This window comes from Streptomyces sp. NPDC126510 (assembly GCF_040302345.1).
GTDB lineage: Bacteria > Actinomycetota > Actinomycetes > Streptomycetales > Streptomycetaceae > Streptomyces.
Map to the genome: position 1 here is coordinate 154,519 of NZ_JBEORR010000002.1, position 21,470 is coordinate 175,988.

General features: G+C 69.8%; 16 protein-coding genes and 1 tRNA gene. 5 read left to right on the plus strand and 12 right to left on the minus strand.

The features are described 5' to 3' along the window. Positions 1 to 10: 10 nt before the first annotated feature. Positions 11 to 1,807 (minus strand): bifunctional metallophosphatase/5'-nucleotidase, encoded by a 1,797-nt coding sequence (locus ABTX60_RS02620; protein ID WP_352095259.1) that lies wholly within the window; start codon positions 1,805 to 1,807, stop codon positions 11 to 13. A gap of 162 nt (positions 1,808 to 1,969) precedes the next feature. Here ABTX60_RS02620 and ABTX60_RS02625 point away from each other — a divergent pair, with 162 nt between their 5' ends. Both ABTX60_RS02625 and pyk read left to right on the plus strand, forming a co-directional pair. Continuing rightward, positions 1,970 to 2,686: an SIMPL domain-containing protein gene (locus tag ABTX60_RS02625; RefSeq protein ID WP_352095260.1), complete on the plus strand. Its 717-nt coding sequence runs from the start codon at positions 1,970 to 1,972 to the stop codon at positions 2,684 to 2,686. 165 nt (positions 2,687 to 2,851) lie between these two features. Then, on the plus strand, positions 2,852 to 4,288 hold the full coding sequence (pyk, locus tag ABTX60_RS02630; RefSeq protein ID WP_352095261.1) for a pyruvate kinase: 1,437 nt from the start codon (positions 2,852 to 2,854) through the stop codon (positions 4,286 to 4,288). A 7-nt stretch (positions 4,289 to 4,295) separates the two neighbouring features. Here the strand turns inward: pyk and ABTX60_RS02635 are convergent, their stop codons facing one another. Next, positions 4,296 to 5,042, minus strand: coding sequence for a transcriptional regulator (locus ABTX60_RS02635; protein ID WP_352095262.1), 747 nt, complete (start codon positions 5,040 to 5,042; stop codon positions 4,296 to 4,298). Between the two features lie 106 nt (positions 5,043 to 5,148). Then, positions 5,149 to 5,223, minus strand: a tRNA-Leu gene (locus ABTX60_RS02640). A 102-nt stretch (positions 5,224 to 5,325) separates the two neighbouring features. On the opposite strand from ABTX60_RS02640, the gene ABTX60_RS02645 reads away from it, so the two are divergent. Further along, positions 5,326 to 5,982, plus strand: coding sequence for an ANTAR domain-containing response regulator (locus ABTX60_RS02645; protein WP_033310604.1), 657 nt, complete (start codon positions 5,326 to 5,328; stop codon positions 5,980 to 5,982). Positions 5,983 to 6,056: 74 nt separating this feature from the next. On the opposite strand, the gene ABTX60_RS02650 is transcribed toward ABTX60_RS02645, so the two are convergent. The 8 genes from ABTX60_RS02650 to ABTX60_RS02685 form a co-directional block, all read right to left on the minus strand. Then, a complete protein-coding gene (locus ABTX60_RS02650) occupies positions 6,057 to 6,773 on the minus strand; it encodes an ABC transporter ATP-binding protein (protein ID WP_053671307.1) in 717 nt (238 codons plus the stop codon). Continuing rightward, a complete protein-coding gene (locus tag ABTX60_RS02655) occupies positions 6,770 to 7,633 on the minus strand; it encodes an ABC transporter ATP-binding protein (protein WP_352095263.1) in 864 nt (287 codons plus the stop codon). Before ABTX60_RS02655 ends, ABTX60_RS02650 begins: the two co-directional genes overlap by 4 nt. 5 nt (positions 7,634 to 7,638) lie before the next feature. After that, positions 7,639 to 9,453 carry a branched-chain amino acid ABC transporter permease gene (locus tag ABTX60_RS02660; protein WP_352095264.1) on the minus strand — a complete coding sequence of 605 codons (1,815 nt, stop codon included), beginning with the start codon at positions 9,451 to 9,453 and terminating at the stop codon, positions 7,639 to 7,641. Between the two features lie 4 nt (positions 9,454 to 9,457). Then, positions 9,458 to 10,387: a branched-chain amino acid ABC transporter permease gene (locus ABTX60_RS02665; protein ID WP_352095265.1), complete on the minus strand. Its 930-nt coding sequence runs from the start codon at positions 10,385 to 10,387 to the stop codon at positions 9,458 to 9,460. A gap of 139 nt (positions 10,388 to 10,526) precedes the next feature. Next, on the minus strand, positions 10,527 to 11,756 hold the full coding sequence (locus tag ABTX60_RS02670) for a branched-chain amino acid ABC transporter substrate-binding protein (RefSeq protein WP_352095487.1): 1,230 nt from the start codon (positions 11,754 to 11,756) through the stop codon (positions 10,527 to 10,529). Between the two features lie 796 nt (positions 11,757 to 12,552). Further along, entirely contained in the window at positions 12,553 to 13,425 is an 873-nt protein-coding gene (locus tag ABTX60_RS02675) for a trypsin-like serine protease (protein ID WP_352095266.1), read from the minus strand. Positions 13,426 to 13,579: 154 nt separating this feature from the next. Next, positions 13,580 to 14,068, minus strand: a complete 489-nt coding sequence (locus ABTX60_RS02680; RefSeq protein WP_104779429.1) for a PaaI family thioesterase — start codon at positions 14,066 to 14,068, stop codon at positions 13,580 to 13,582. A gap of 56 nt (positions 14,069 to 14,124) precedes the next feature. Continuing rightward, positions 14,125 to 16,404: an FdhF/YdeP family oxidoreductase gene (locus tag ABTX60_RS02685; protein ID WP_352095267.1), complete on the minus strand. Its 2,280-nt coding sequence runs from the start codon at positions 16,402 to 16,404 to the stop codon at positions 14,125 to 14,127. Positions 16,405 to 16,586: 182 nt separating this feature from the next. Here ABTX60_RS02685 and polA point away from each other — a divergent pair, with 182 nt between their 5' ends. Together polA and ABTX60_RS02695 are read left to right on the plus strand one after the other, a co-directional pair. Then, positions 16,587 to 19,313 (plus strand): DNA polymerase I, encoded by a 2,727-nt coding sequence (polA, locus tag ABTX60_RS02690; RefSeq protein WP_352095268.1) that lies wholly within the window; start codon positions 16,587 to 16,589, stop codon positions 19,311 to 19,313. Between the two features lie 448 nt (positions 19,314 to 19,761). Further along, positions 19,762 to 20,400, plus strand: a complete 639-nt coding sequence (locus ABTX60_RS02695) for a hypothetical protein (protein WP_352095269.1) — start codon at positions 19,762 to 19,764, stop codon at positions 20,398 to 20,400. Here the strand turns inward: ABTX60_RS02695 and ABTX60_RS02700 are convergent. Beyond that, positions 20,369 to 21,226, minus strand: a complete 858-nt coding sequence (locus ABTX60_RS02700; protein WP_352095270.1) for a DUF4184 family protein — start codon at positions 21,224 to 21,226, stop codon at positions 20,369 to 20,371. The genes ABTX60_RS02695 and ABTX60_RS02700 overlap by 32 nt on opposite strands. Positions 21,227 to 21,470 lie beyond the last annotated feature (244 nt).

Below are 21,470 nucleotides of genomic sequence, written 5' to 3' on the forward strand. Positions count from 1 at the left end.
AGCGCGCGGCTCAGAACACGGGCGTGCCGTTGCGCGTGAGCTTCCAGTCCACCCCCGCGAAGACGGCCGGGTCGATCGACCCCTTCGCCTTCACCCAGGCGATCATGGTGTTGCGGATCTCCTCCGAGTTCGACCACAGCACCCGGGCCGCGGCGACGTGCGGGAAGTTCCCGCCGCCGTTGGCCCGGTAGTTGTTCACCGCGAAGACGAACTGCGCGTCGTCCGCGAGCGGCTGCCCCTCGAACCGCACGTTCGTCACCCGCGACCCGGCCGGCTTCGCGATGTCGATCTCGTACGACAGACCGCTCACCACGTCGTAGTTGTAGTCCGGCGTGCCGTTCGCGTTCGTCAGCTTCGCCGGGTCCACCGGGGCGTCCGCCGCGGTCTGCACGTAGTAGTTCGCCGAGAACTCCAGGTACGCCTTCATCTGCGCGCCCGTCATCAGACGCGCCTCCAGCGTGTTCTCGAAGACGTACAGACCCGCCACGTCCCGGATCGTCACCTGGCCCGCCGGGATCCGCGCGCTGCGCGAGAAGCACGCCGCCTGCGACAGCACCGGCAGCGCGGCGTGCTCCGTGCCCGCCAGGGCCCGCTTCACCGTGTCCGCCTGGATGTGGTTGATCAGGTCGATGATCGGCACGTCCTTGTACGGCGCCTCGGCCGACGTCATCTCCGCCGCGTTCGTGCCGATGACCTGGTTGACGTACGCCACGACCTTCTCGTGCTCGTCGGAGAGCAGCTTCGTGATCTTCGGGTCCTCCTCCACGGTGTTGGAGTTGAGGACCTTCGCGCCGACCTTCTCGACCTTCCAGCAGCCCTTCTCGAAGACCAGCTCGAAGTCGAACAGCGTCAGCCGCTGGCCCCACTTCAGCGGCTCCGACAGCACGACCTTCTTGCCGGTCTTCTTGTTCGCGACGAAGTACTCCGGGATCTCAGTGTGCGCGTGCCCGACCAGGATCGCGTCGATGCCCGGCACCTGCTCGGCCACCAGAGCCGCCGCGTTCTCGATGTACGGCAGCTGGTCACCGTAGGACGACGTCCCCGACGAGCCGCTGTGCGCCGAGACGATGACGACGTCCGCGCCCATCGACCGCAGCTTCGGCACCCACTTCGCCGCCTGCTCCTCCAGACCCGGGAAGGTCATCTTCCCCTGCACGTTCGCCTTGTCCCAGATCGCGATGCCCGGGTTCGTCAGCCCCAGCACCGCCACCTTCACGTCCCGCCCGTGCGGGGTGCGCAGCCGGTGCATGCTGTACGGCGCGAACGCCGGCCGCAGCGTCTTCGCGTCCAGCGCGTTGGCGCCCAGCAGCGGGAAACGGCACTGCTGCTCGAACTTCCGCAGCACCGGGATGCCGTAGTTGAACTCGTGGTTGCCCAGCGCCGCCGCGTCGTACTCCATGGCGTTCATCGCCTGCGCCATCGGGTGCACCGGGCCGCCCTCGGCCGTGATCGGGTCGACCTTGGCGTAGTAGTACGACAGCTGCGTGCCCTGGATAGTGTCACCCGCGTCGATCAGCAGCGTGTTGCGGCGGCCCTTCTCCTCGCGGACCCGGTTCACCAGCGTCGAGACCTTCGCGAGGCCGACGTCGTTGTGGTCCTTGTCGTCGAACTCCTTGTCCGTGAAGTAGTCCCAGTTGAAGACGTTGCCGTGCAGGTCCGTCGTCCCCAGCACGGTGAACGCGTACCGCCTGGCGCCCCGCTTCGCCTCGGCCGCCTGCGCACCCGGCGCCGAGACCGCACCGGTCAGCGCCACCCCCGCCCCGGTCACGGCGGACTTCTCCAGGAACTTCCGGCGGTTCAACGGCATGTCTGGCTCCCCTGCGGAATCTGTGAACGACGCGCGTAGATAACGCGCGTAGATTCTGACCCGTCCATGACCGGCCGCAACAGACCCGGCAGGTTGCGATCTGGTGACTCGGCCCCTGAATCCGCGGCCGCCGACCAGCCCAGACATGACAGAGTGGGGCGTATGACCGCGGCCACCCCAGACGCCTCCCAGCCCGCCGTCCCCTACGGCACGCCCGAGGCCCCCCGCATCGCCGTCCGCGGCGAGGCCCGCCTCGAAGTCGACCCCGAGATCGCCCGCATCGGCATCACCGTCGCCGCGCGCGGCCGCGACCGCCGCTCCGCCCTCGACGACCTCACCCGCCGCAACGCCGGCGTCCTCGACCTCGTCAAGTCCTACGGCGACGCCGTCGAACGCCTGGAGACCGGCGCCTTCTCCATCACGCCGGAACTCACCAAACACGGCCGCGGCGAACGCGTCCGCACCTACCACGGCAGCGTCCGCGTCACCGCCGAGCTCACCGACTTCACCGCCCTGGGTGAACTCACCACCCGCCTCGCCGACCTCGAACTCACCCGAGTCGACGGTCCGTGGTGGACCCTGCGCCCCGACTCACCCGCTCACCGCGAGGCCAGGAAGAAGGCCGTCCGGGAAGCCGTCCAGCGCGCCCGCGAATACGCCGAAGCCCTCGGCACCACCCTCTCCGCCCTCGTCGAACTCGCCGACATCGGCGCCGAGAGCACCCCGCCGGCCTACCCCCAGGCCCCCGGCCGCATGCGCTCCGCGGCCTTCGCGGGCGCCGCCGAGGACACCCCCGCCCCCCTCGACCTCGAACCCCAGCGCCAGCGCGTCCACGCCCAGATCAACGCCCGCTTCACGATGGTGCCGCCCCGGCTGTAAAGCACCCCCGCGGGCCCATTCCGAAAATGCGACCGAATTCTACGGGTGCTCATCGGAGCATCCCTCCGCACAATTCAGCACTTGTCAATAACGCTTCACGCAAAGTCTGTTGAGCCGCCATGCCCGGCCAATTCACTACCGGCCGGTAGCTCATAGGCTCCTTTCATGCGCCGAGCAAAAATCGTCTGCACCCTTGGACCCGCCACCGACTCCTACGACCGGATCAAAGACCTGGTCGACGCCGGCATGGACGTAGCCCGCTGCAACCTCAGCCACGGCGGCCACGCCGAACACGAGGAGCGCTACCACCGGGTCCGCAAAGCAGCCGACGAGACCGGCCGCAGCGTCGGCCTCCTCGCCGACCTCCAAGGCCCGAAGATCAGGCTCGGCCACTTCACCGAAGGCCCCGTACTCCTCGAACGCGGCGACACCTTCACCATCACCGTCGAAGAAGGCGTCGAAGGCGACCGCGACATCTGCGGCACCACCTACGCCGGCCTCGCCGCCGACGTCACCACCGGCGAACGCATCCTCGTCGACGACGGCAAGGTCTGCCTCAAGGTCACCTCCGTCGACGGCCCCCGCGTCCACACCACCGTCCTCGCAGGCGGCGTGATCAGCGACCACAAGGGCCTCAACCTCCCCGGCGTCGCCGTCTCCGTCCCCGCCCTCTCCAAAAAGGACGAGGACGACCTCCGCTGGGCCCTGCGCACCGGCTTCGACGTCATCGCCCTGTCCTTCGTCCGCTCCGGGCGCGACATCCAGGACGTCCACCGCATCATGGACGAGGAAGGCCGCCGCCTCCCCGTCATCGCCAAAATCGAGAAACCCCAGGCCGTCGAGACCATCGACGAGATCGTCGCCGCCTTCGACGGCATCATGGTGGCCCGCGGAGACCTCGGCGTCGAAATGCCACTGGAACAGGTCCCGATCGTCCAGAAGCGCGCGATCAAACTGGCCAAACGCAACGCCAAGCCGGTCATCGTCGCCACCCAGATGCTCGACTCGATGATCGACAACGCCCGCCCGACGCGCGCCGAAGCCTCCGACGTCGCCAACGCGGTCATCGACGGCACCGACGCGGTGATGCTCTCCGGCGAGACGAGCGTCGGCAAACACCCGATCGAGACCGTTCGCACGATGGCCCGCATCGTCAAAGCGGCGGAAGAAGACATCCTCGCGAAGGGCCTCCCGCCCCTCACCGAACGCAACAAGCCCCGCACCCAAGGGGGCGCGGTCGCCCGGGCGGCAGCCGAGATGGGCGACTTCCTCGGCGCCCGCTTCCTGGTCGCCTTCACCCAGTCGGGCGACACCGCCCGCCGCCTCTCCCGCTACCGCTCGCCGATCCCCCTCCTCGCCTTCACCCCCGACCAGGCGACCCGCTCCCAGCTCAGCCTCACCTGGGGCGTCGAGACCTTCCTCGGCCCGTGCGTCGACACCACCGACGCGATCGTCGACCAGGTCGACGAGCTCCTGCTCCGCTACGGCCGCTGCAGTCCGGGCGACACGGTCGTCATCACATCCGGCTCCCCGCCCGGTGTCTCCGGCTCCACCAACATGGTCCGCGTCCACCACATCGGAGAGGACGACGGCCCCAAGTAGCACGCCGTCAGTACTTGGGCCCGACGTGGGCGTCCATGAGGGCTACGGAGGCTTTGCGGGCGACGGAGATGTTGCGCGCGTTCGCCTTCTTCCATTCGACGCCCACGTAATCGAGCGTTGCAGTGAAGAGGCGGATGATGTCGGGCGAGAGGTTCGTGAGGAAGTACCGGGGATATTCGTAGCGCTTCTGCTCTCCGGCCACGGTGCGGGTCGTCCAGTTGGTGATGCGGCAGCCGTCGGAGTGGATGAGTCCGCGGATGAATTCCCAGGGGTGTGCGTCGACGATGGCTTGCTGCCACGATGCGAGAGCGATCCGGCGTTCGTGCTTCTTGCCTGGTCCGTGCTGGGGGAAGAGATGCGGCCAGTGCCTGCTGTAGCTGACGACGGAGACGTATCCCTGCGCCTGAGTGCGAGAGGCGCACCCGGTCGGGTTGATGGCGCGCATGGCGACCTCGCATGCTTCGATCAGACCGGGCCACGAGTTCGCGCAGGCGATTCTCAGGTAATAACCGGTGCCGCGAGGGTGGCCGCTGATGCAGCCATCGCCGAGATAGAGGCCCAGTAGATAGGCGTACTTGCACTCGTCGGCGGGGGGTCCGGGTTCCGGAGGCGCCACACGAGGCAACGGTTCCAGGCGGGTTTGCCAGCTGCGGATCGCGGCCCGTGAGATGCCCGTTTCCTGGCTCACCGAATTCAGGCTGCGGCCCTGGGCCACCAACGCGAGTGCTCGCTTGCGTGTGCTGAGGTCGTACATGGGGTCACTGTGGAACTGTGATCATGTCGACGCGCAGCAAAAAGCGGATGTTCACGAGAACGTGGACATCCGCTTCGAAGTGGTGACCTTGGAAACCAAGGAAAAGTGCCCCGGGTCGGACTCGAACCGACACTGTATGGGTTTTGAATCCATTGCCTGCTGCCAATTGGGCTACCGGGGCCCAGTGAATCCAAGGTTGACCTCGACCCACTGCCTGACCACCATACCGCAGCTAGGTACGCTCTTGGGAGCAGTACCGGCCTGCCCCTACCAAGGAGCCCACGTGAGTGCCCCCGAGTCGCCCCAGCCTGTTGACGTGCCTGAAGAGGACAAGTCGCACGTGCCTCCGATGACGACCCGGGTCGTCATCGCCGAGGACGAGGCGCTGATCCGGCTCGATCTCAAAGAGATGCTGGAGGAGGAGGGGTACACCGTCGTCGGTGAGGCCGGGGACGGGGAGCAGGCGGTGGAGCTGGCTCGTGAGCACCGGCCCGACCTCGTCATCCTCGATGTGAAGATGCCGAAGCTGGACGGCATCTCGGCGGCCGAGAAGATCGCGGAGGAGAGCATCGCGCCGGTGCTGATGCTGACCGCGTTCTCGCAGCGCGATCTGGTGGAGCGGGCCCGGGACGCGGGTGCGATGGCGTATCTGGTCAAGCCGTTCAGCAAGACGGATGTCGTGCCGGCGATCGAGATGGCCGTGTCGCGGTTCACGGAGCTGAAGGAGCTGGAGAAGGAGGTCGCCGACCTCACGCTCCGGCTGGAGACGCGCAAGCTGGTGGACCGGGCGAAGTCGATTCTGCAGACGGAGTACGGGCTGTCGGAGCCGGCGGCCTTCCGGTGGATCCAGAAGACGTCGATGGACCGGCGGATGTCGATGCAGCAGGTCGCGGAGGCGGTCATTCAGGACGCCGACGAGAAGAAGGCCAACAAGGGCTGAGCGTCCGACGCGAGAGGCCCGCTCCCCTTCCGGACCGGAGGGGGAGCGGGCCTCTTGGCGTTCGGGTCGGGACCTCAGTCCTCGCCGAGGTACGCCTTGCGCACCGACTCGTCGTGGAGCAGGTCCTGCCCCGTCCCGGAGAGGACGATGTTGCCGACCTCCATGACGTGGCCCTGGTCGGCGAGGGAGAGCGCGGCCTGGGCGTTCTGTTCGACGAGGAGGATCGTCGTGCCCTGGGACTTGAGCTCGGAGATGGTCGCCATGATCTTCTGCATCATGATCGGGGAGAGGCCCATGGAGGGCTCGTCGAGCATGAGCAGTTTGGGCTGGGACATGAGGGCGCGGCCCATGGCGAGCATCTGCTGCTCGCCGCCGGAGAGGGTTCCGGCGGCCTGCTTGCGACGTTCGCCCAGGATGGGGAAGAGGTCGTAGGCGCGCTGGATGTCCTTCTCGATGCCGTCCTTGTCCTTGCGGAGGAACGCTCCGAGCTGGAGGTTCTCGGCGATGGTGAGGCGGGGGAAGATGTGCCGGCCTTCGGGGGAGTGGGCGAGGCCGAGGGCGACGATCTTGTGGGCGGGGACCCCGCTCAACGGCTTGCCGTCGAAGAGGATCTTTCCGGCGGTGGGCTTGAGGAGGCCCGACAGGGTGCGCAGGGTGGTGGTCTTGCCCGCGCCGTTGGTGCCGATGAGGGTGACGACCTGGCCGGCTTCGACGCTGAAGGAGATGCCCTTGACGGCTTCGATCTTGCCGTAGGAGACCCGGAGGTCCTCGACCTCGAGGAGTGCGGTCACTTGGCTTCTCCCTTGGTGCTGCTGGTGGTGCTGGGCGCGTCGGCGGCGGCTTCGGCGGCCTCGACCTCGGCGACTTCCGCTTCACCGGGGTCGCCTTCGAACGGCTCTCCGAGGTACGCGGCGATGACGCGCTCGTCGGCCTGGACGACGTCGGAGGTGCCTTCGACGAGCTTTTCGCCCTGGACCAGGACGGCGACGCGGTCGGAGAGGTTGAAGACGAAGCGCATGTCGTGCTCGATGAGCAGGACGGCGATGCCCCGGTCGCGGATGGCGAAGACCAGTTCCTCGGTGGCCCGTGTCTCCTGGGGGTTCATGCCGGCGGTGGGCTCGTCGAGGAGCAGCAGGCCGGGCTCGGAGGCCATGGCGCGGGCGATCTCGAGCTTGCGCTGCTCGCCGTAGGGGAGGTTGCGGGCGAGGTGGTCGCGCTTGTGGACGAGGCCGATGAACTCCAGGAGTTCCATGGCGCGTTCCTCGCTGGCGCGTTCGGCCTTCTTGAAGCCGGGGCCGCGCAGGAGGGCGGACCAGAGGCCTTCCTTGGTGCGGGTGTGGCGTCCGACGAGGACGTTCTCCAGGACCGTCATGTTGGCGAACAGGCGGATGTTCTGGAAGGTGCGGGCGATGCCGGCCTGGGTGACCAGGTGGGGCTTCGGGGGGAGGACGGTGCCCTTGTAGGAGACGGTGCCCTCGGTGGGGACGTAGAGGCCGGTCAGGCAGTTGAAGAAGGTGGTCTTGCCGGCGCCGTTGGGGCCGATGAGACCGACGATCTCGCCGGCGTTGACCGTGAAGTCGACGGAGCGTACGGCGGTGAGGCCGCCGAAGCGCATCGTGACGTCGCGTGCTTCGAGTACAGGAGTGGTCATGTTTCTTACGCCCCCGCCTTGGTGACGGCCGGTTCGTCGGTCAGCGTGGTCTGTTTGGGTACGTCGAGTTGGCCGGTCTCGTGGAATTCGAGCTGGCGCCGGCGGTTGGCGATGATGCCTTCGGGGCGGAAGCGCATCAGGAGGATGAGCGCGATGCCGAAGGCGAGGAGCGACTTGTCCTGGAGGAAGACGAGCTTCTCGGGGAGCAGGTACAGCAGGGCCGCGCCGAGGAGCGGGCCGGCGACGGTGCCCATGCCGCCGAGGACGACCGCGGCCAGGAGGAACGCGGAGTTGGGCGGGGTGGAGCCGGCGAACTGGTACGGCGTCGGGACGACGCTGTAGGTGACGTGGGCGCTGACGGTGCCGGCGAGGCCGGCGAGGGCGGCGCCGAGGGCGAAGGCGACGAGCTTGACGCGGAAGCCGTTGATGCCCATGGCGGTGGCGGCGGTCTCGTCCTCGCGGATGGCGATCCAGGAGCGGCCGATGCGGGAGTCCGCGGCACGCGTGTAGACCAGGACCACGATGGCCATGATGAGGACCATCAGCAGGTAGTAGTTGGCGAAGCGGCCGAGGGTGAATCCGCCGATGTCGTGGGCTTGGCCGAAGTTGAAGCCGAAGAAGTTCAGGTCGGGGATGTTGGCGATGCCGTTCGGGCCGTTGGTGACGTCGGGGCCGGAGTCGCCGTCCATGTTGTTGACGGCGATGCGGAAGATCTCTCCGAAGCCGAGGGTGACGATGGCGAGGTAGTCGCCGCGCAGTCGCAGGGTCGGGGCGCCGATGAGGACGCCGAAGACGAGGGAGGCGGCGGCGCCGGCCAGGGCGGAGGCCCAGAAGGGCAGGTGGACGCCGGAGATGGTGGAGAACTCGGAGCCGGAGACGAGGGCGGCGGTGTAGGCGCCGACGCCGAGGAAGGCGACGTATCCGAGGTCGAGGAGTCCGGCGAGGCCGACGACGATGTTGAGGCCGAGGGCGACGGTCCCGAAGATCAGGATGTTGACGCCGATGTTGGCGTAGTGGTCGTCGGTCTGGGTGAAGGGGAAGGCGATGGCCGCGGCGAAGCCCATGGCGAGGGTGAAGCTGCGGTTGGCGGCGACGAGGGCCGAGAAGCGGTCCATGAGGCCGGCGGTGTGCACTGCCCACATGGCGAAGGTGACGACGAACAGGTAGCCGATGAAGAGTTCGCCGTACTCGGTGTCGATGCCGTAGGTGAAGACGCCGAGGCCGATGATGGTGACCACGGTGATGACGGCCCGCTGGACCCAGGGCGCGGTGGCCTCGGGGGCGGGGATGCGGTCGGGCTTGGCGACGTAGGCCTTGAGGGTTTCCTTGATGCCGTCGGTGCCGGTGCGCTCCTGGGGGAGGGCGAAGGCGCCGAGGACGGGCAGCAGGGAGGCGACGGCCGCTATCCAGCCACCGGGTTCGAGGTTGACGACGCCGCCGAGCTTGGTGCTGATGGCGATGACGGTGAACCAGGTGACGGTGAATCCGCCGAGTGCGGTGAGCACGAGGGGTGCGTTGTTGCGGGCGGGCAGCAGCCAGCCGAGGCCGCGGACGCCGTAGGAGGCGAGGGCGAACAGGGCGGTGAGGACGCCGGCGGTGAAGGTCAGCCACTGCAGGCCACCGGGGTAGCCGTTGATGGTGAGGTCGCCGGGGAATTCGGCGGTCCAGGTCCAGGCGAGGAACGCGGAGGCGGCGGTGGCGATGCCGCCGGCGAGCAGCAGGGCGCGGGCGGCCGTGGTGGGCAGCGGGATGAGACCGCGCGGGACGGGCGTCGGGGTGGGGACGGCGTCCGGTGCCGGGGTCTTGGTCGTCTCGGTCATGTGATCACGCCCTGTCCGCGACGCGCTCGCCGAGCAGGCCCTGTGGCCTGAAGAGGAGCACGAGGATGAGGAGGCAGAAGGCCCACACGTTGGCCCAGCTCTGGCCGCCGAGCTGCTGCATGCCCGGGATCTCGTCGATGTAGGCGGAGGCGAGGGTTTCGGCGATGCCGAGGACGACGCCGCCGAGCATGGCGCCGTAGATGTTGCCGATGCCGCCGAGGACGGCCGCGGTGAAGGCCTTGAGGCCCATCAGGAAGCCCATGCGGTAGTCGACGTTGCCGTACTTGAGTCCGTAGGCGACGGCGGCGACGGCGGCGAAGAAGCCGCCGATGGCGAAGGCGATGACGATGATGCGGTTGGTGTCGATGCCCATCAGCTGCGCGGTGTCGGGGTCCTGCGCGGTGGCCTGCATGGCGCGGCCGGTGCGGCTGCGGCGCACGAAGATCGCGAGGGCGGCCATGCAGAGGACGGCGGCCAGGATGAGGAAGATGTCGGCGTCCTTGATGGTGACGGAGCCGATGTCGTGGGTGTTGTCGAGGCCGGGGAAGGCGCGGGCGCGGTCGGCGCCGGGGTAGAAGTTGCGCACGACCTCCTGGAGGGCCAGGGAGAGGCCGATGGCCGTGATGAGCGGTGCCAGGCGTGGGGCTCCGCGCAGGGGGCGGTAGGCGAACCGTTCCGCTCCGACGGCGATGAGGATGGCCACGAGGGCGCCGCCGATGAGCATCATCGGTACGGCGATGGCCATCGAGGTGCCGTCGGGGAGGATGTAGAAGTAGACCGTGAGGGCGCCGAAGGCCCCGGTCATGAAGATCTCGCCGTGCGCGAAGTTGATGAGCTGGACGATGCCGTACACCATCGTGTAGCCGATGGCGATCAGCCCGTACATCGAGCCGAGAAGCAGCCCGTTGGCCAGCTGCTGCGGCAGGGTGTTCACCGCATGGCCTCCATGTCGCTGGTGGTCGTGTGCACTGGATGTGTGCGTGGTCGTGTGCTGTGTGGGGGTGTGGAAACGGGCCGCGCGGTCGGGGTCCTCCTTCCGCGCGGCCCGTGGTGCGGCGTTGTGGCGGGCCGGGTTACTTCAGGTCGGCGGTGCCGGTCTCCACGTCCTTCCAGGCACCCTTCTCGACCTGGTAGACCGTCAGCTGCTTGTTGGTGGTGTCGCCGTACTGGTCGAAGGAGATCTTGCCGGTGAGGCCTTCGAAGTCGGACTTCTGGACACCGTCGACGACCTTGGAGCGCAGGTCGTTGATGTCGGTGGGCACCTTGCCGCCGTTGGCGTCGGCCGCGGCCTTGACGGCCTTGATGATGGCGGTGGTGGCGTCGTAGGCGTAGGCGCCGTACGCGCCGTAGTCGCCCTTGTAACCCTTGTCCTTGTACGTCTGGATGAACGTCTTGGCCGCGGGCAGGGTGTCGGCGGGGACACCGATGGCGGTGGCGAGGTCGCCCTCGGAGGACTTGCCGGCCGCCTCGATGTAGGTGGAGGCGAACATGCCGTCGCCGCCGAACAGCGGGATCTTGACGCCGGCGTCCTTGAGCTGCTTGGTGATCAGCGCGGACTCGTCGTACTGGCCGCCGTAGTAGAGCAGGTCGGCACCGGAGTTCTTGATCTTGGTGACGAGGGAACCGAAGTCCTTGTCGCCGGTGTTGACGTGGTCGGTGCCGACGACCTTGCCGCCCATCTTCTTGTACTGCTCGTTGAAGATCTTCGCGAGGCCGGCGCCGTAGGTCTGCTTGTCGTCGACGACGAAGGCCTTCTTCTTCTTGAGGCCGTTGTACGCGTAGCCGGCGGCGAAGCTGCCCTGCAGTTCGTCGGTGGTGGCGGTACGGAAGTAGGTCTTGAACGGACGCTTCTTGTCCGTCTGCCAGTTCTTGCCCTGGGTGAGCTCGGGCGCGGTGTTGGCCGGGGAGATCTGGACCATGTTGGCCGAGGCGAACACCTGCTGCATCGTCTGGGCGACGCCGGAGTTCAGCGGGCCGACGGCGCCGACGGCGGTCTTGTCGCCGACGATGCTGGTGGCGTTGGACTGGCCGGTGGCGGGCTGCGCCTTGTCGTCCAGGGCCTTGAGCTTGAACTTCACGCCCGGGACCCAGTTGTTCTTGTTGGCGTCGTCGATGGCGATCTGGGCGCCGTACTGGATGCCGAGGCCGGTGGTGGAGTTCTCACCGGAGAGGGGGGCGTCGACGCCGATGGTCAGCGTGGTGCCGCTCCCGTTGTCTCCGCCCTTGTCACCGCTGTCGTCTCGGGAGCCGCAGGCGGTGAGAGTCAGAGCTCCGGTCGTGAGAACGGAGGTAAGAATCACCAAGGAACGCTGTCGCACAATCAGTCCTTTCACAGGCAGGCCCCGCCCTGGTCGGGGGGTGAGTGCCGCGCTGGTACCGAACTCCCGATGGAGGCGGTGACTGGCCGTGACTCTAAGCCCGGGGTAAGGGCAGGGTCAGCGGCGCGGGCTCGCTTGTGACTTTCTTGTTATGACGGGGTGGATGCCCGGTCTCCACGGCGGGCCCTCTCGACGGGTTTGGTGGATTTTCGCCGAGGTCCGCATTCTGAGAACCCGCACTTCCGGTTGGCCATGGCTGAGATCGTGCGGTGCCCGGGCCGCATGCGGCCCGGAAGAGATCGGAAAGGTCCCGGGCGTGAGTGCGGCCGGATCGTGAAACCGGGGTGGTGTATTGCGCGCGCGTTACGGAGCGTTACGCCGAGAAAGGGATGGCCGGCATCCTGGGGAAGTGCCGGGTAATCGGAAACGGTGATTTCCACGGTATGGGGCGGGGCGTGCGGGCCGGCGCGGTGAGGGCGCGACGGGGGGGCTGGGCCGGTGGGCGGGCCGGGCGCCGGTCGGCTGCGAGGGTCTGCGGCAGGGCTACGGCCGCGAGGGCGTGCACGGCTGCGACGACCGCCGTTCTCCGCCGGGGCGGCAGCCGGTTCCGGCAGCGGCGGGACACTGGGCCGGGCGGGGCGCCTTCACGCCGGTGAGCGCTCAACTCTTCTTGGAATCAGCTGAGTTGACTGGTTCATGGAGTCCGGGGCGAAGACGCGAGGGGCCCCGCCGCTTCGCCGGGTGCGCGATGCGGCGGGGCCTCGGGTTGCGTCGGCAGGGGTTACGGCAGCTTCACGAACGGCGAGAGGAAGGCGCGGGCGCCGGGGGTGTCCAGGCGGTACGTCACGTTGGTCGCGTAGCAGGGGGTGTCGCCGGTGATGGTGGTGGCGGCGAGGATCCTCTTGCCGCCGAGCACGGCGAAGTTGGGTCCGCCCGAATCGCCGTAGCAGGCGCCGCCGTTGCCCTGGGGCGCGGTCATCGCGAGCCGGGCCCAGGAGTCGTTGAGGGCGTTGAAGGTGACGGGTGCCTTCATCCGGACGCCGCCGCCGGGGTGGGTCTGGCCGCCGGGGCCGTTGACGGCCTCCTGGGTGCCGTATCCGGCGACGATCCAGTCGGTGTCGTTCAGGCCCTGCGGGCCGAGCCTGCCGAGCTGGTTCGCGGTGGGCAGGGTCGCCGGTGTGAAGCTCCAGCGGGCCTTGACCTGGGCGGCGGGCAGCTGGATCACCGCGATGTCGTGGGTGTCGGAGGCGGGCCCCGGATATGCGGGGTGGGTGTGGGCGGTGCCCGGGACGGCGACGGCGGCGGCCTGCGCGGCCGGGTCGCCCGGGTACTTCTTCGCCGCCGCGTCGAGGCCCGACTGCACGTCCTGGTCGAGGGAGACGTAGAAGCGCACGTTGTCGGGCCAGTCCGAGGTGCAGTGCGCGGCGGTCAGGAAGGTGTCCGCGTCGACCATGGTGCCGGAGCAGACCCAGTCGACGCGGTCGGGGGTCGCGGGGTCGCCGTCGTCGTCCCAGGTGGCCACGAGCGCGCCGACCTCGGTGCGTTCGGGGGCGGGGGCGGCGTTGTAGGAGTTGATGGCGGAGGACGGCAGCGCGGTGGCGAGCACGGTGGCACAGGCCGCGGCGGTGACGGCGAAGGCGCGTACGGAGGTCAAGAGAAACCCTTCTGCGGGTCGGACGGGTCTTCTCCTGTGGGGGTGGGCGCCAGTGAAGTGCCCGGGGGGCGGCCGCGACAAGAGCGCGACCGCCTCTCCAGGGTTTTCCCTACGTCGGGCGGTACGCCGGTGCGCACGGCGCCCGGCGCGTCGGTCAGTTCGCGGCGCGGATGAGTTCCTCGTCGCCCGGCTTGACGTCGCGCAGGAGGCAGGTCAGCCGGGCCGTGCACACCCTTTTGTCGTTTTCGTCCGTGATGACGATTTCGTACGTGGCGGTCGACCGCCCCCGGTGCACCGGCGTCGCGACACCGGTGACCAGCCCGGAGCGCACCCCGCGATGGTGGGTGCAGTTCAGGTCGACACCCACGGCGATCTTGGAGCTGCCGCCGTGCAGCATCGAACCGATCGAGCCCAGGGTCTCGGCCAGCACCGCGGAGGCCCCGCCGTGCAGCAGCCCGTAGGGCTGCGTGTTGCCCTCCACCGGCATGGTCCCGACGACCCGGTCCGCCGACGCCTCGGAGATCTGGACGCCCATCCGGTTCCCGAGGTGGCCCGCGGAGAACAGGGCCAGGAGGTCCACGCCGAGCGCGGCGTACTCGTCGATGACCTCTTGCGGGAACTTCACATGCTGCTGCTCACCCATCGGGCCCGGCTCCGTTCGTCCTCGTCACTCGGCTGCCTGTCTCACTGAGCGAACGCTCAGTCGGTGGCCGATTGTTCCAGACGCACCACGACGGACTTGCTGGCCGGGGTGTTGCTGGTGTCTGCCGTGGCGTCCAGCGGCACCAGGACGTTGGTCTCCGGGTAGTACGCGGCCGCGCAGCCCCGGGCCGTCGGGTAGTGCACGACACGGAAGCCGGGCGCCCGGCGCTCCACACCGTCCTTCCACTCGCCGACCAGGTCGACGTACGACCCGTCCGCCAGCTTCAGGGCCCGCGCGTCCTCGGGGTGGACCAGCACCACCCGGCGGCCGTTCCTGATGCCCCGGTAGCGGTCGTCGAGGCCGTAGATCGTGGTGTTGTACTGGTCGTGCGAGCGCAGCGTCTGCAACAGCAGGCGGCCCTCGGGCAGCCGCGGGTACTCCACGGGCGCGGCGGTGAAGTTGGCCTTGCCGGTGGCCGTGGGGAAGCGGCGCTCGTCGCGTGGGGCGTGGGGGAGCGCGAAGCCTCCGGGGCGGGCCACGCGCGCGTTGAAGTCCTCGAAGCCCGGGATCACGCGCGCGATGCGGTCCCGGATCGTCGCGTAGTCCTTCTCGAACTCCTCCCACGGAGTGCGGCTGTTCTCGCCGAGCACGCGGCGGGCCAACCGGCTGACGATGGCCGGCTCCGACAGCAGGTGCCGGCTCGCGGGCTCCAGGCGCCCCCGGGAGGCGTGCACCATGCCCATCGAGTCCTCCACCGTCACGAACTGCTCGCCGCTGCCCTGCAGATCGCGCTCGGTGCGGCCGAGCGTCGGCAGGATCAGGGCACGCGCGCCCGTGACCGCGTGCGAGCGGTTCAGCTTCGTCGACACGTGCACGGTCAGCCGGGCCCGGCGCATGGCCGCCTCGGTGACCTCCGTGTCGGGGGACGCCGCCACGAAGTTGCCGCCCATGGCGAAGAAGACCTTCGCCTCGCCGTCGCGCAGGGCGCGGATGGCGCGCACGACGTCATAGCCGTGCTCGCGCGGGGGAGCGAAGCCGAACTCCTTCTCCAGGGCGTCCAGGAACGCCGGAGCGGGCCGCTCGAAGATGCCCATCGTGCGGTCGCCCTGCACGTTCGAATGGCCGCGCACCGGGCACACACCCGCACCGGGGCGGCCGATGTTGCCGCGCAGCAGAAGGAAGTTGACCACTTCGCGGATCGTGGGCACCGAGTGCTTGTGCTGGGTGAGACCCATCGCCCAGCACACGATGGTGCGTTCGGAGGCCAGGATCATGCGGAGGGCCTTCTCGATGTCCTCCTGGCCCAGCCCCGTCGCCGTGAGCGTCTCGTCCCAGTCGGCGGCGCGGGCGGCCTCGGCGAACTCCTCGTAGCCGTGTGTGTGCTCCCGCACGAACGCCTCGTCGACCGCGCCGCCGGTCTGCAGGATCAGCTTGTTCAGCAGGCGGAACAGCGCCTGGTCGCCGCCGATGCGGATCTGCAGGAACAGATCGGTGAGCGCCGCGCCCTTGAGCATGCCCTGCGGGGTCTGCGGGTTCTTGAAGCGCTCCAGGCCCGCCTCGGGCAGCGGGTTGACGCTGATGATCTTCGCACTGTTGCCCTTGGCCTTCTCCAGCGCGGACAGCATGCGCGGGTGGTTCGTCCCCGGGTTCTGCCCCGCGACGATGATCAGGTCGGCCTTGTACAGGTCCTCCAGCAGGACGCTGCCCTTGCCGATGCCGATCGTCTCCGACAGGGCCGAACCGGACGACTCGTGGCACATGTTCGAGCAGTCGGGCAGGTTGTTCGTGCCGAGCTCGCGGGCGAACAGCTGGTAGAGGAACGCGGCCTCGTTGCTGGTGCGGCCGGAGGTGTAGAAGACGGCCTCGTCCGGGGAGGCGAGTGCGCCGATCTCCTCGCCGATGATGTCGAAGGCGCGCTCCCAGGTGACCGGCTCGTAGTGGGAGCCTCCCTCGGGGAGGTACACGGGGTGGGTGAGCCGGCCCTGCTGCCCCAGCCAGTAGCCGCTGCGGCCGGCCAGGTCGGCGACCGGGTGCGCGGCGAAGAACTCGGGCGTGACCCGGCGCAGGGTGGCCTCCTCGGCCACGGCCTTGGCGCCGTTCTCGCAGAACTCCGCCTTGTGCCGGTGCTCCGGCTCGGGCCAGGCACAGCCGGGGCAGTCGAAGCCGTCCTTCTGGTTCACGCTCAGCAGGGTCAGCGCGGTGCGCTTCACACCCATCTGCTGCTGGGCGATCCGCAGCGTGTGCCCGATCGCCGGGAGCCCCGCGGCCGCGTGCTTCGGCCCGGCGACCTGCGGCGCGTCCTGGACCGGATCACTCGTGGGCGGCTTCGACGCCATCGCACACTCCCCTTCGACCGCACTGTGAGGTAGGCCTCCGAATCCTCGCACGCGAGGGAGACCGCGGATGCGGGCGGGCCGGGGAGGCGGCCGGGGGAGCGGGGCCCACCGTCGTGCGCGCCCGAGCCCGGCACCCGCGGGGGCGGGACCGAGTGTCAGTGGGGCGTGGCAGGATCGGGGGCGTGGCAGAGACAGCATCGAAGACGACCGACCAGACCTCCGGCGGCAGCCGGCCGCGACTGATGCTCATGGACGGGCACTCGCTGGCCTACCGCGCGTTCTTCGCGCTGCCCGCGGAGAACTTCACCACCGCGACGGGCCAGCCGACGAACGCGATCTACGGCTTCGCGTCGATGCTGGCCAACACGCTGCGCGACGAGGCGCCCACGCACTTCGCGGTCGCCTTCGACGTCTCCCGCAAGACCTGGCGGTCCCAGGAGTTCACGGAGTACAAGGCGAACCGCTCCAAGACCCCGGACGAGTTCAAGGGCCAGGTCGAGCTGATCGGCGAGCTCCTGGACGCGATGGGCGCCCAGCGCTTCGCGGTCGACGGCTTCGAGGCGGACGACGTCATCGCCACGCTCGCCACCCAGGCCGAGGCCGAGGGCTTCGAGGTGCTGATCGTCACCGGCGACCGCGACTCGTTCCAGCTGGTCAGCGAGCACACCACGGTGCTGTACCCGACCAAGGGCGTCTCCGAGCTGACCCGCTTCACCCCGGAGAAGGTGTTCGAGAAGTACGGGTTGACGCCCGCGCAGTACCCCGACTTCGCGGCCCTGCGCGGCGACCCCTCGGACAACCTCCCCGGCATCCCCGGCGTCGGCGAGAAGACCGCCGCGAAGTGGATCAACCAGTTCGGTTCCTTCGCCGAGCTCGTCGAGCGCGTCGAGGAGGTCAAGGGCAAGGCCGGCCAGAACCTCCGCGACCACCTGGAGTCCGTCAAGCTCAACCGCCGGCTCACCGAGCTGGAGCGCCGGGTCGAGCTGCCCAAGGGGGTCACCGAGCTGGAGCGCGCGGCCTACGACCGCAAGGCCGTCGCGATGCTCCTGGACACCCTGGAGATCCGCAACCCGTCGCTGCGCGAGCGCCTCTTCGCCGTCGACCCGGGCGCCGAGGAGGCCGAGACCACCCCGATCAGCGCCGAGGGCGTGGAGCTGGACGGCACGGTGCTCGGCACCGGCGAGCTGCCCGCCTGGCTCACCGAGCACGGCACCCAGCCCCTCGGCGTCGCCACGGTCGACACCTGGGCGCTCGGCACCGGTTCCGTCGCCGAGGTCGCCCTCGCCGCGCCCGGAGGGCCCGCCGCCTGGTTCGACCCCTCCCAGCTGGACGAGGCCGACGAGCGGGCCTTCGCGGCCTGGCTCGCCGACGCCGAGCGGCCCAAGGTCTTCCACAACGCCAAGGGCGCGATGCGTGTCTTCGCCGAGCACGGCTGGAGCGTCGAAGGCGTCAGCATGGACACCGCGCTCGCCGCGTACCTGGTCAAGCCGGGCCGCCGCTCCTTCGACCTGGACGCGCTGTCCCTGGAGTACCTGCACCGTGAGCTGACCCCGGCCGCCGCGGCCGACGGCCAGCTCGCCTTCGGCGCGGACGACGCCGCCGAGGCCGAGGCCCTGATGATCCAGGCCCGCGCCGTCCTCGACCTGGGCCAGGCCTTCGAGAGCCGCCTGGAGGAGGTCGGCGCCGCCGACCTGCTGCGCGACATGGAGCTGCCCACGTCCGCGCTGCTCGCCCGCATGGAGCGGCACGGCATCGCGGCCGACCGGCCCCACCTGGAGGCCATGGAGCAGATGTTCGCCGGCGCTGTCCAGCAGGCGGTGAAGGAGGCCCACGCGGCGGCCGGGCACGAGTTCAACCTGGGCTCCCCCAAGCAGCTCCAGGAGGTCCTCTTCGGTGAGCTGGCGCTGCCCAAGACCAAGCGGACCAAGACCGGCTACACCACGGACGCCGACGCCCTCGCCTGGCTCGCCACGCAGACGGACAACGAGCTCCCGGTGATCATGCTCCGCCACCGCGAGCAGGCCAAGCTCCGCGTCACCGTCGAGGGCCTCATCAAGACGATCGCCGCGGACGGCCGCATCCACACCACCTTCAACCAGACCGTCGCCGCCACCGGCCGCCTGTCCTCCACCGACCCGAACCTGCAGAACATCCCGGTCCGCACGGACGAGGGCCGCGCCATCCGCCGGGGCTTCGTCGTCGGCGAGGGCTTCGAGTCGCTGATGACGGCCGACTACAGCCAGATCGAGCTGCGCGTGATGGCCCACCTCTCCGAGGACGAGGGCCTGATCGAGGCGTTCACCTCCGGCGAGGACCTGCACACCACGGCCGCCTCCCAGGTCTTCGCGGTCGAGCCCACCGCGGTCGACGCCGAGATGCGCCGCAAGATCAAGGCCATGTCGTACGGCCTGGCCTACGGTCTCTCCGCCTTCGGCCTCTCCCAGCAGCTGAGCATCGAGGCGGCGGAGGCCCGCGCCCTGATGGACGCGTACTTCGAGCGGTTCGGCGGCGTACGGGACTATCTGCGCCGGGCGGTCGACGAGGCCCGGGCGACGGGCTACACGGCCACGCTCTTCGGACGCCGCCGCTACCTCCCCGACCTCAACAGCGACAACCGCCAGCGCCGCGAGGCCGCCGAGCGGATGGCCCTCAACGCGCCGATCCAGGGCACGGCGGCCGACATCGTCAAGATCGCCATGCTCAAGGTCGACGACGCCCTGAGGGACGCCGGCCTCGCCTCCCGCATGCTCCTCCAGGTCCACGACGAAATCGTGCTGGAGATCGCCCCGGGCGAGCGGTCCGCCGCCGAGGAACTGGTCCGCCGGGAGATGGCGAACGCCGTCGACCTCCGCGTCCCCCTGGGCGTCTCGGTGGGCTCGGGCGCGGACTGGGAGTCGGCAGCACACTAGGCGCTGCGCGGCACGGCCGGGAGGTGCGAGGGCCCGGGCGGGACGACGGACGTGGTCGGACCGGGCTGGGTGAGTTACCCCCGTAGCCCGGTGCCCGCCTCGGCCGGGTTGAGGGGTGTACTGCCTCGGCCGGGGTGCGGGCCTCCCGCGGGGGTGTCCCGCCTCGGCCGGGGGTGCGGGCCTCCTGCGGGGGTGTCCCGCCTCGGCCGGGGTGGCCTGTCCCCCGAGGTGTCCCCCCTCGGCCGGGGTGGCGAGTCCCCGGCCTCGGCTGGAGTGCAGGTCTCCCGCCTCGGCTGGGTTGCGGGTCTCCCGCCCCGCCGCGCTGCGGGCCCCCTCCTCGGCCGGGCTGCCCCGGCCACCCACCAGCCCTCCCCCTCCCACGGAAACCGTCACTCGCGTGGCCCCCGAGAAGGCGCCCCCGCCCCGGGCGGTCGCGAAGATGCGGGGCATGGGTATACGCACGTTCCTCAGCCGCACGGGCCCAGGCGTGGCACTGCAGCCGGTCCCGGCGTTCGAGGCCGCCGCGAGTACGGCTCGCGTCCCCGTCACCTTCAGTAGGGCCCTGCGCCGGGCGACGAGGGACCTTCGGCAGCGTCCGGCAGTCGGCGGACGCCGGTTCGCCGACGCCGACCCGGTTGCCGCCACGGCTCTCCCCGGTGCAGGTGGCCCGACCGCCGCTCCTGCCCTCACCGGCGCCGACGCCCTGGTCGCCCTCACCGCTCTTGTCGGGGCCGAGGCCGTGGCCGCCCTGACCGGTCTCGTCGGCACCGAGGCCGTGGCGGACCTCGCCGGCGCCGTCTATCCGGCCTCCCTCACCGGCTTCGTCGGTGCCGAGGCCAAGCCGGCCGATAGCGGTCCACCCTCCGTCACCGGCCCCGCACCCAACGAGGTCCGGTTCCCCGGCGCAGCCGTCACCCCCGGCCCGCAGGGCAAACCCTCCCGCCCCTGGGCCCGGTTGGCCCGCGACTGTCTGACCCGCGTCCTCACGCTGCTCCCACGTCCCCGCCCCGCGCACACCGCCATCACCGTATACATCACGACGACCGACGGCGTCGTCAGCGAGCGGCCGGGCGGCTCGGCTCCGTAGCCGCGGCAGGGACAGGATCGACGGGGACCGGAACCGGACGCCGCACCCGAACCCCCACGGCGTAGAGCAGCAGCGCCGGGACGAGTCCCGCGCCCGCGCCGAAGCACACCGTCGGAATGATCTCCCACGGCTTCGCGGCCGAGCCCCAGTAGGCCCACCACCGCGCCGCCCGCTGCACCGCCCCCACCACAGCGAAGCCGCAGATCACGGCGGCGGCCGCCCACCGGTCCCGTACCGCCAGCACGGGGACACCCACCGGCTCGCCCAGGGGCGCCCGCCGCAGCGCGTGTGCCACGAACAGGGCGATCACGACCGCGGCCACCGCCGAACCGCCGTACTGCAGGTACCAGTACAGCGGTGAGCCCGCCACCTCCCGGCCCAGCACCGGAAACAGCCGCATCCCCCACCGGTCGAGATGCGTGAACGCGTCCCACACCACATGGGTCGACGCACCGAGCGCCGCGGACGCGTACCACCGCGCCACCAGCGACGGCCGCACCAGCGCGAGTGGCGCCCCGCACCGCAGCAGGGCCGCCACCCGCCCCTGCCGGGCCCGCGGCAGCAGCGCGACGAGCGGTTCACGCACCAGCAGCCACAACCCCACCAGCGCCCATGCGATGAGCACATCGATCGTGAACACACCCGCGAACCCGTGCGTGACGTCACCGAACTCCATCGCCCCGGGAAAGACACTTGCCGCGTAGTAGGTCATGTCGGGCGCGAAGGAGCCCGCCACGAGCACGGCGGGCACCAGCGGGCCCCGGCCGGTGCCGTCCGTGCGGACGGCGGGCAGTACGGCTGCCGCATGGCTCAGCGTGAACGGCAACTCGGCTCCTCACGACGGTCGTTGCACCAGACCGGAGCACCCGGCGGTCAGTGGCCCAGTATGCGGGATGCCGCCCTGCCGGCCGACGTCACAAGCGCACATGGCCAACTGGTGAAAAACGGTCACGAACGGGTGCCCGGGCAAAAGAAGTTGTCGTAGGGTCGCCAGAGTCGTCGCGCGGGGAGCGCGTCGAATGCGCGACGGCGGTAAAGAGCAGAGCACGCACGAGAACAGAGTTGTGGCT

Excerpts from the sequence above, each read along its gene's own strand:
- ABTX60_RS02620 (WP_352095259.1), bottom strand. The coding sequence starts at position 1,807 with ATGCCGTTGAACCGCCGGAAGTTCCTGGAGAAGTCCGCCGTGACCGGG.
- ABTX60_RS02625 (WP_352095260.1), top strand. The coding sequence starts at position 1,970 with ATGACCGCGGCCACCCCAGACGCCTCCCAGCCCGCCGTCCCCTACGGC.
- pyk (WP_352095261.1), top strand. The coding sequence starts at position 2,852 with ATGCGCCGAGCAAAAATCGTCTGCACCCTTGGACCCGCCACCGACTCC.
- ABTX60_RS02635 (WP_352095262.1), bottom strand. The coding sequence starts at position 5,042 with ATGTACGACCTCAGCACACGCAAGCGAGCACTCGCGTTGGTGGCCCAG.
- ABTX60_RS02655 (WP_352095263.1), bottom strand. The coding sequence starts at position 7,633 with ATGACCACTCCTGTACTCGAAGCACGCGACGTCACGATGCGCTTCGGC.
- ABTX60_RS02660 (WP_352095264.1), bottom strand. The coding sequence starts at position 9,453 with ATGACCGAGACGACCAAGACCCCGGCACCGGACGCCGTCCCCACCCCG.
- ABTX60_RS02680 (WP_104779429.1), bottom strand. The coding sequence starts at position 14,068 with ATGGGTGAGCAGCAGCATGTGAAGTTCCCGCAAGAGGTCATCGACGAG.
- ABTX60_RS02685 (WP_352095267.1), bottom strand. The coding sequence starts at position 16,404 with ATGGCGTCGAAGCCGCCCACGAGTGATCCGGTCCAGGACGCGCCGCAG.
- ABTX60_RS02695 (WP_352095269.1), top strand. The coding sequence starts at position 19,762 with ATGGGTATACGCACGTTCCTCAGCCGCACGGGCCCAGGCGTGGCACTG.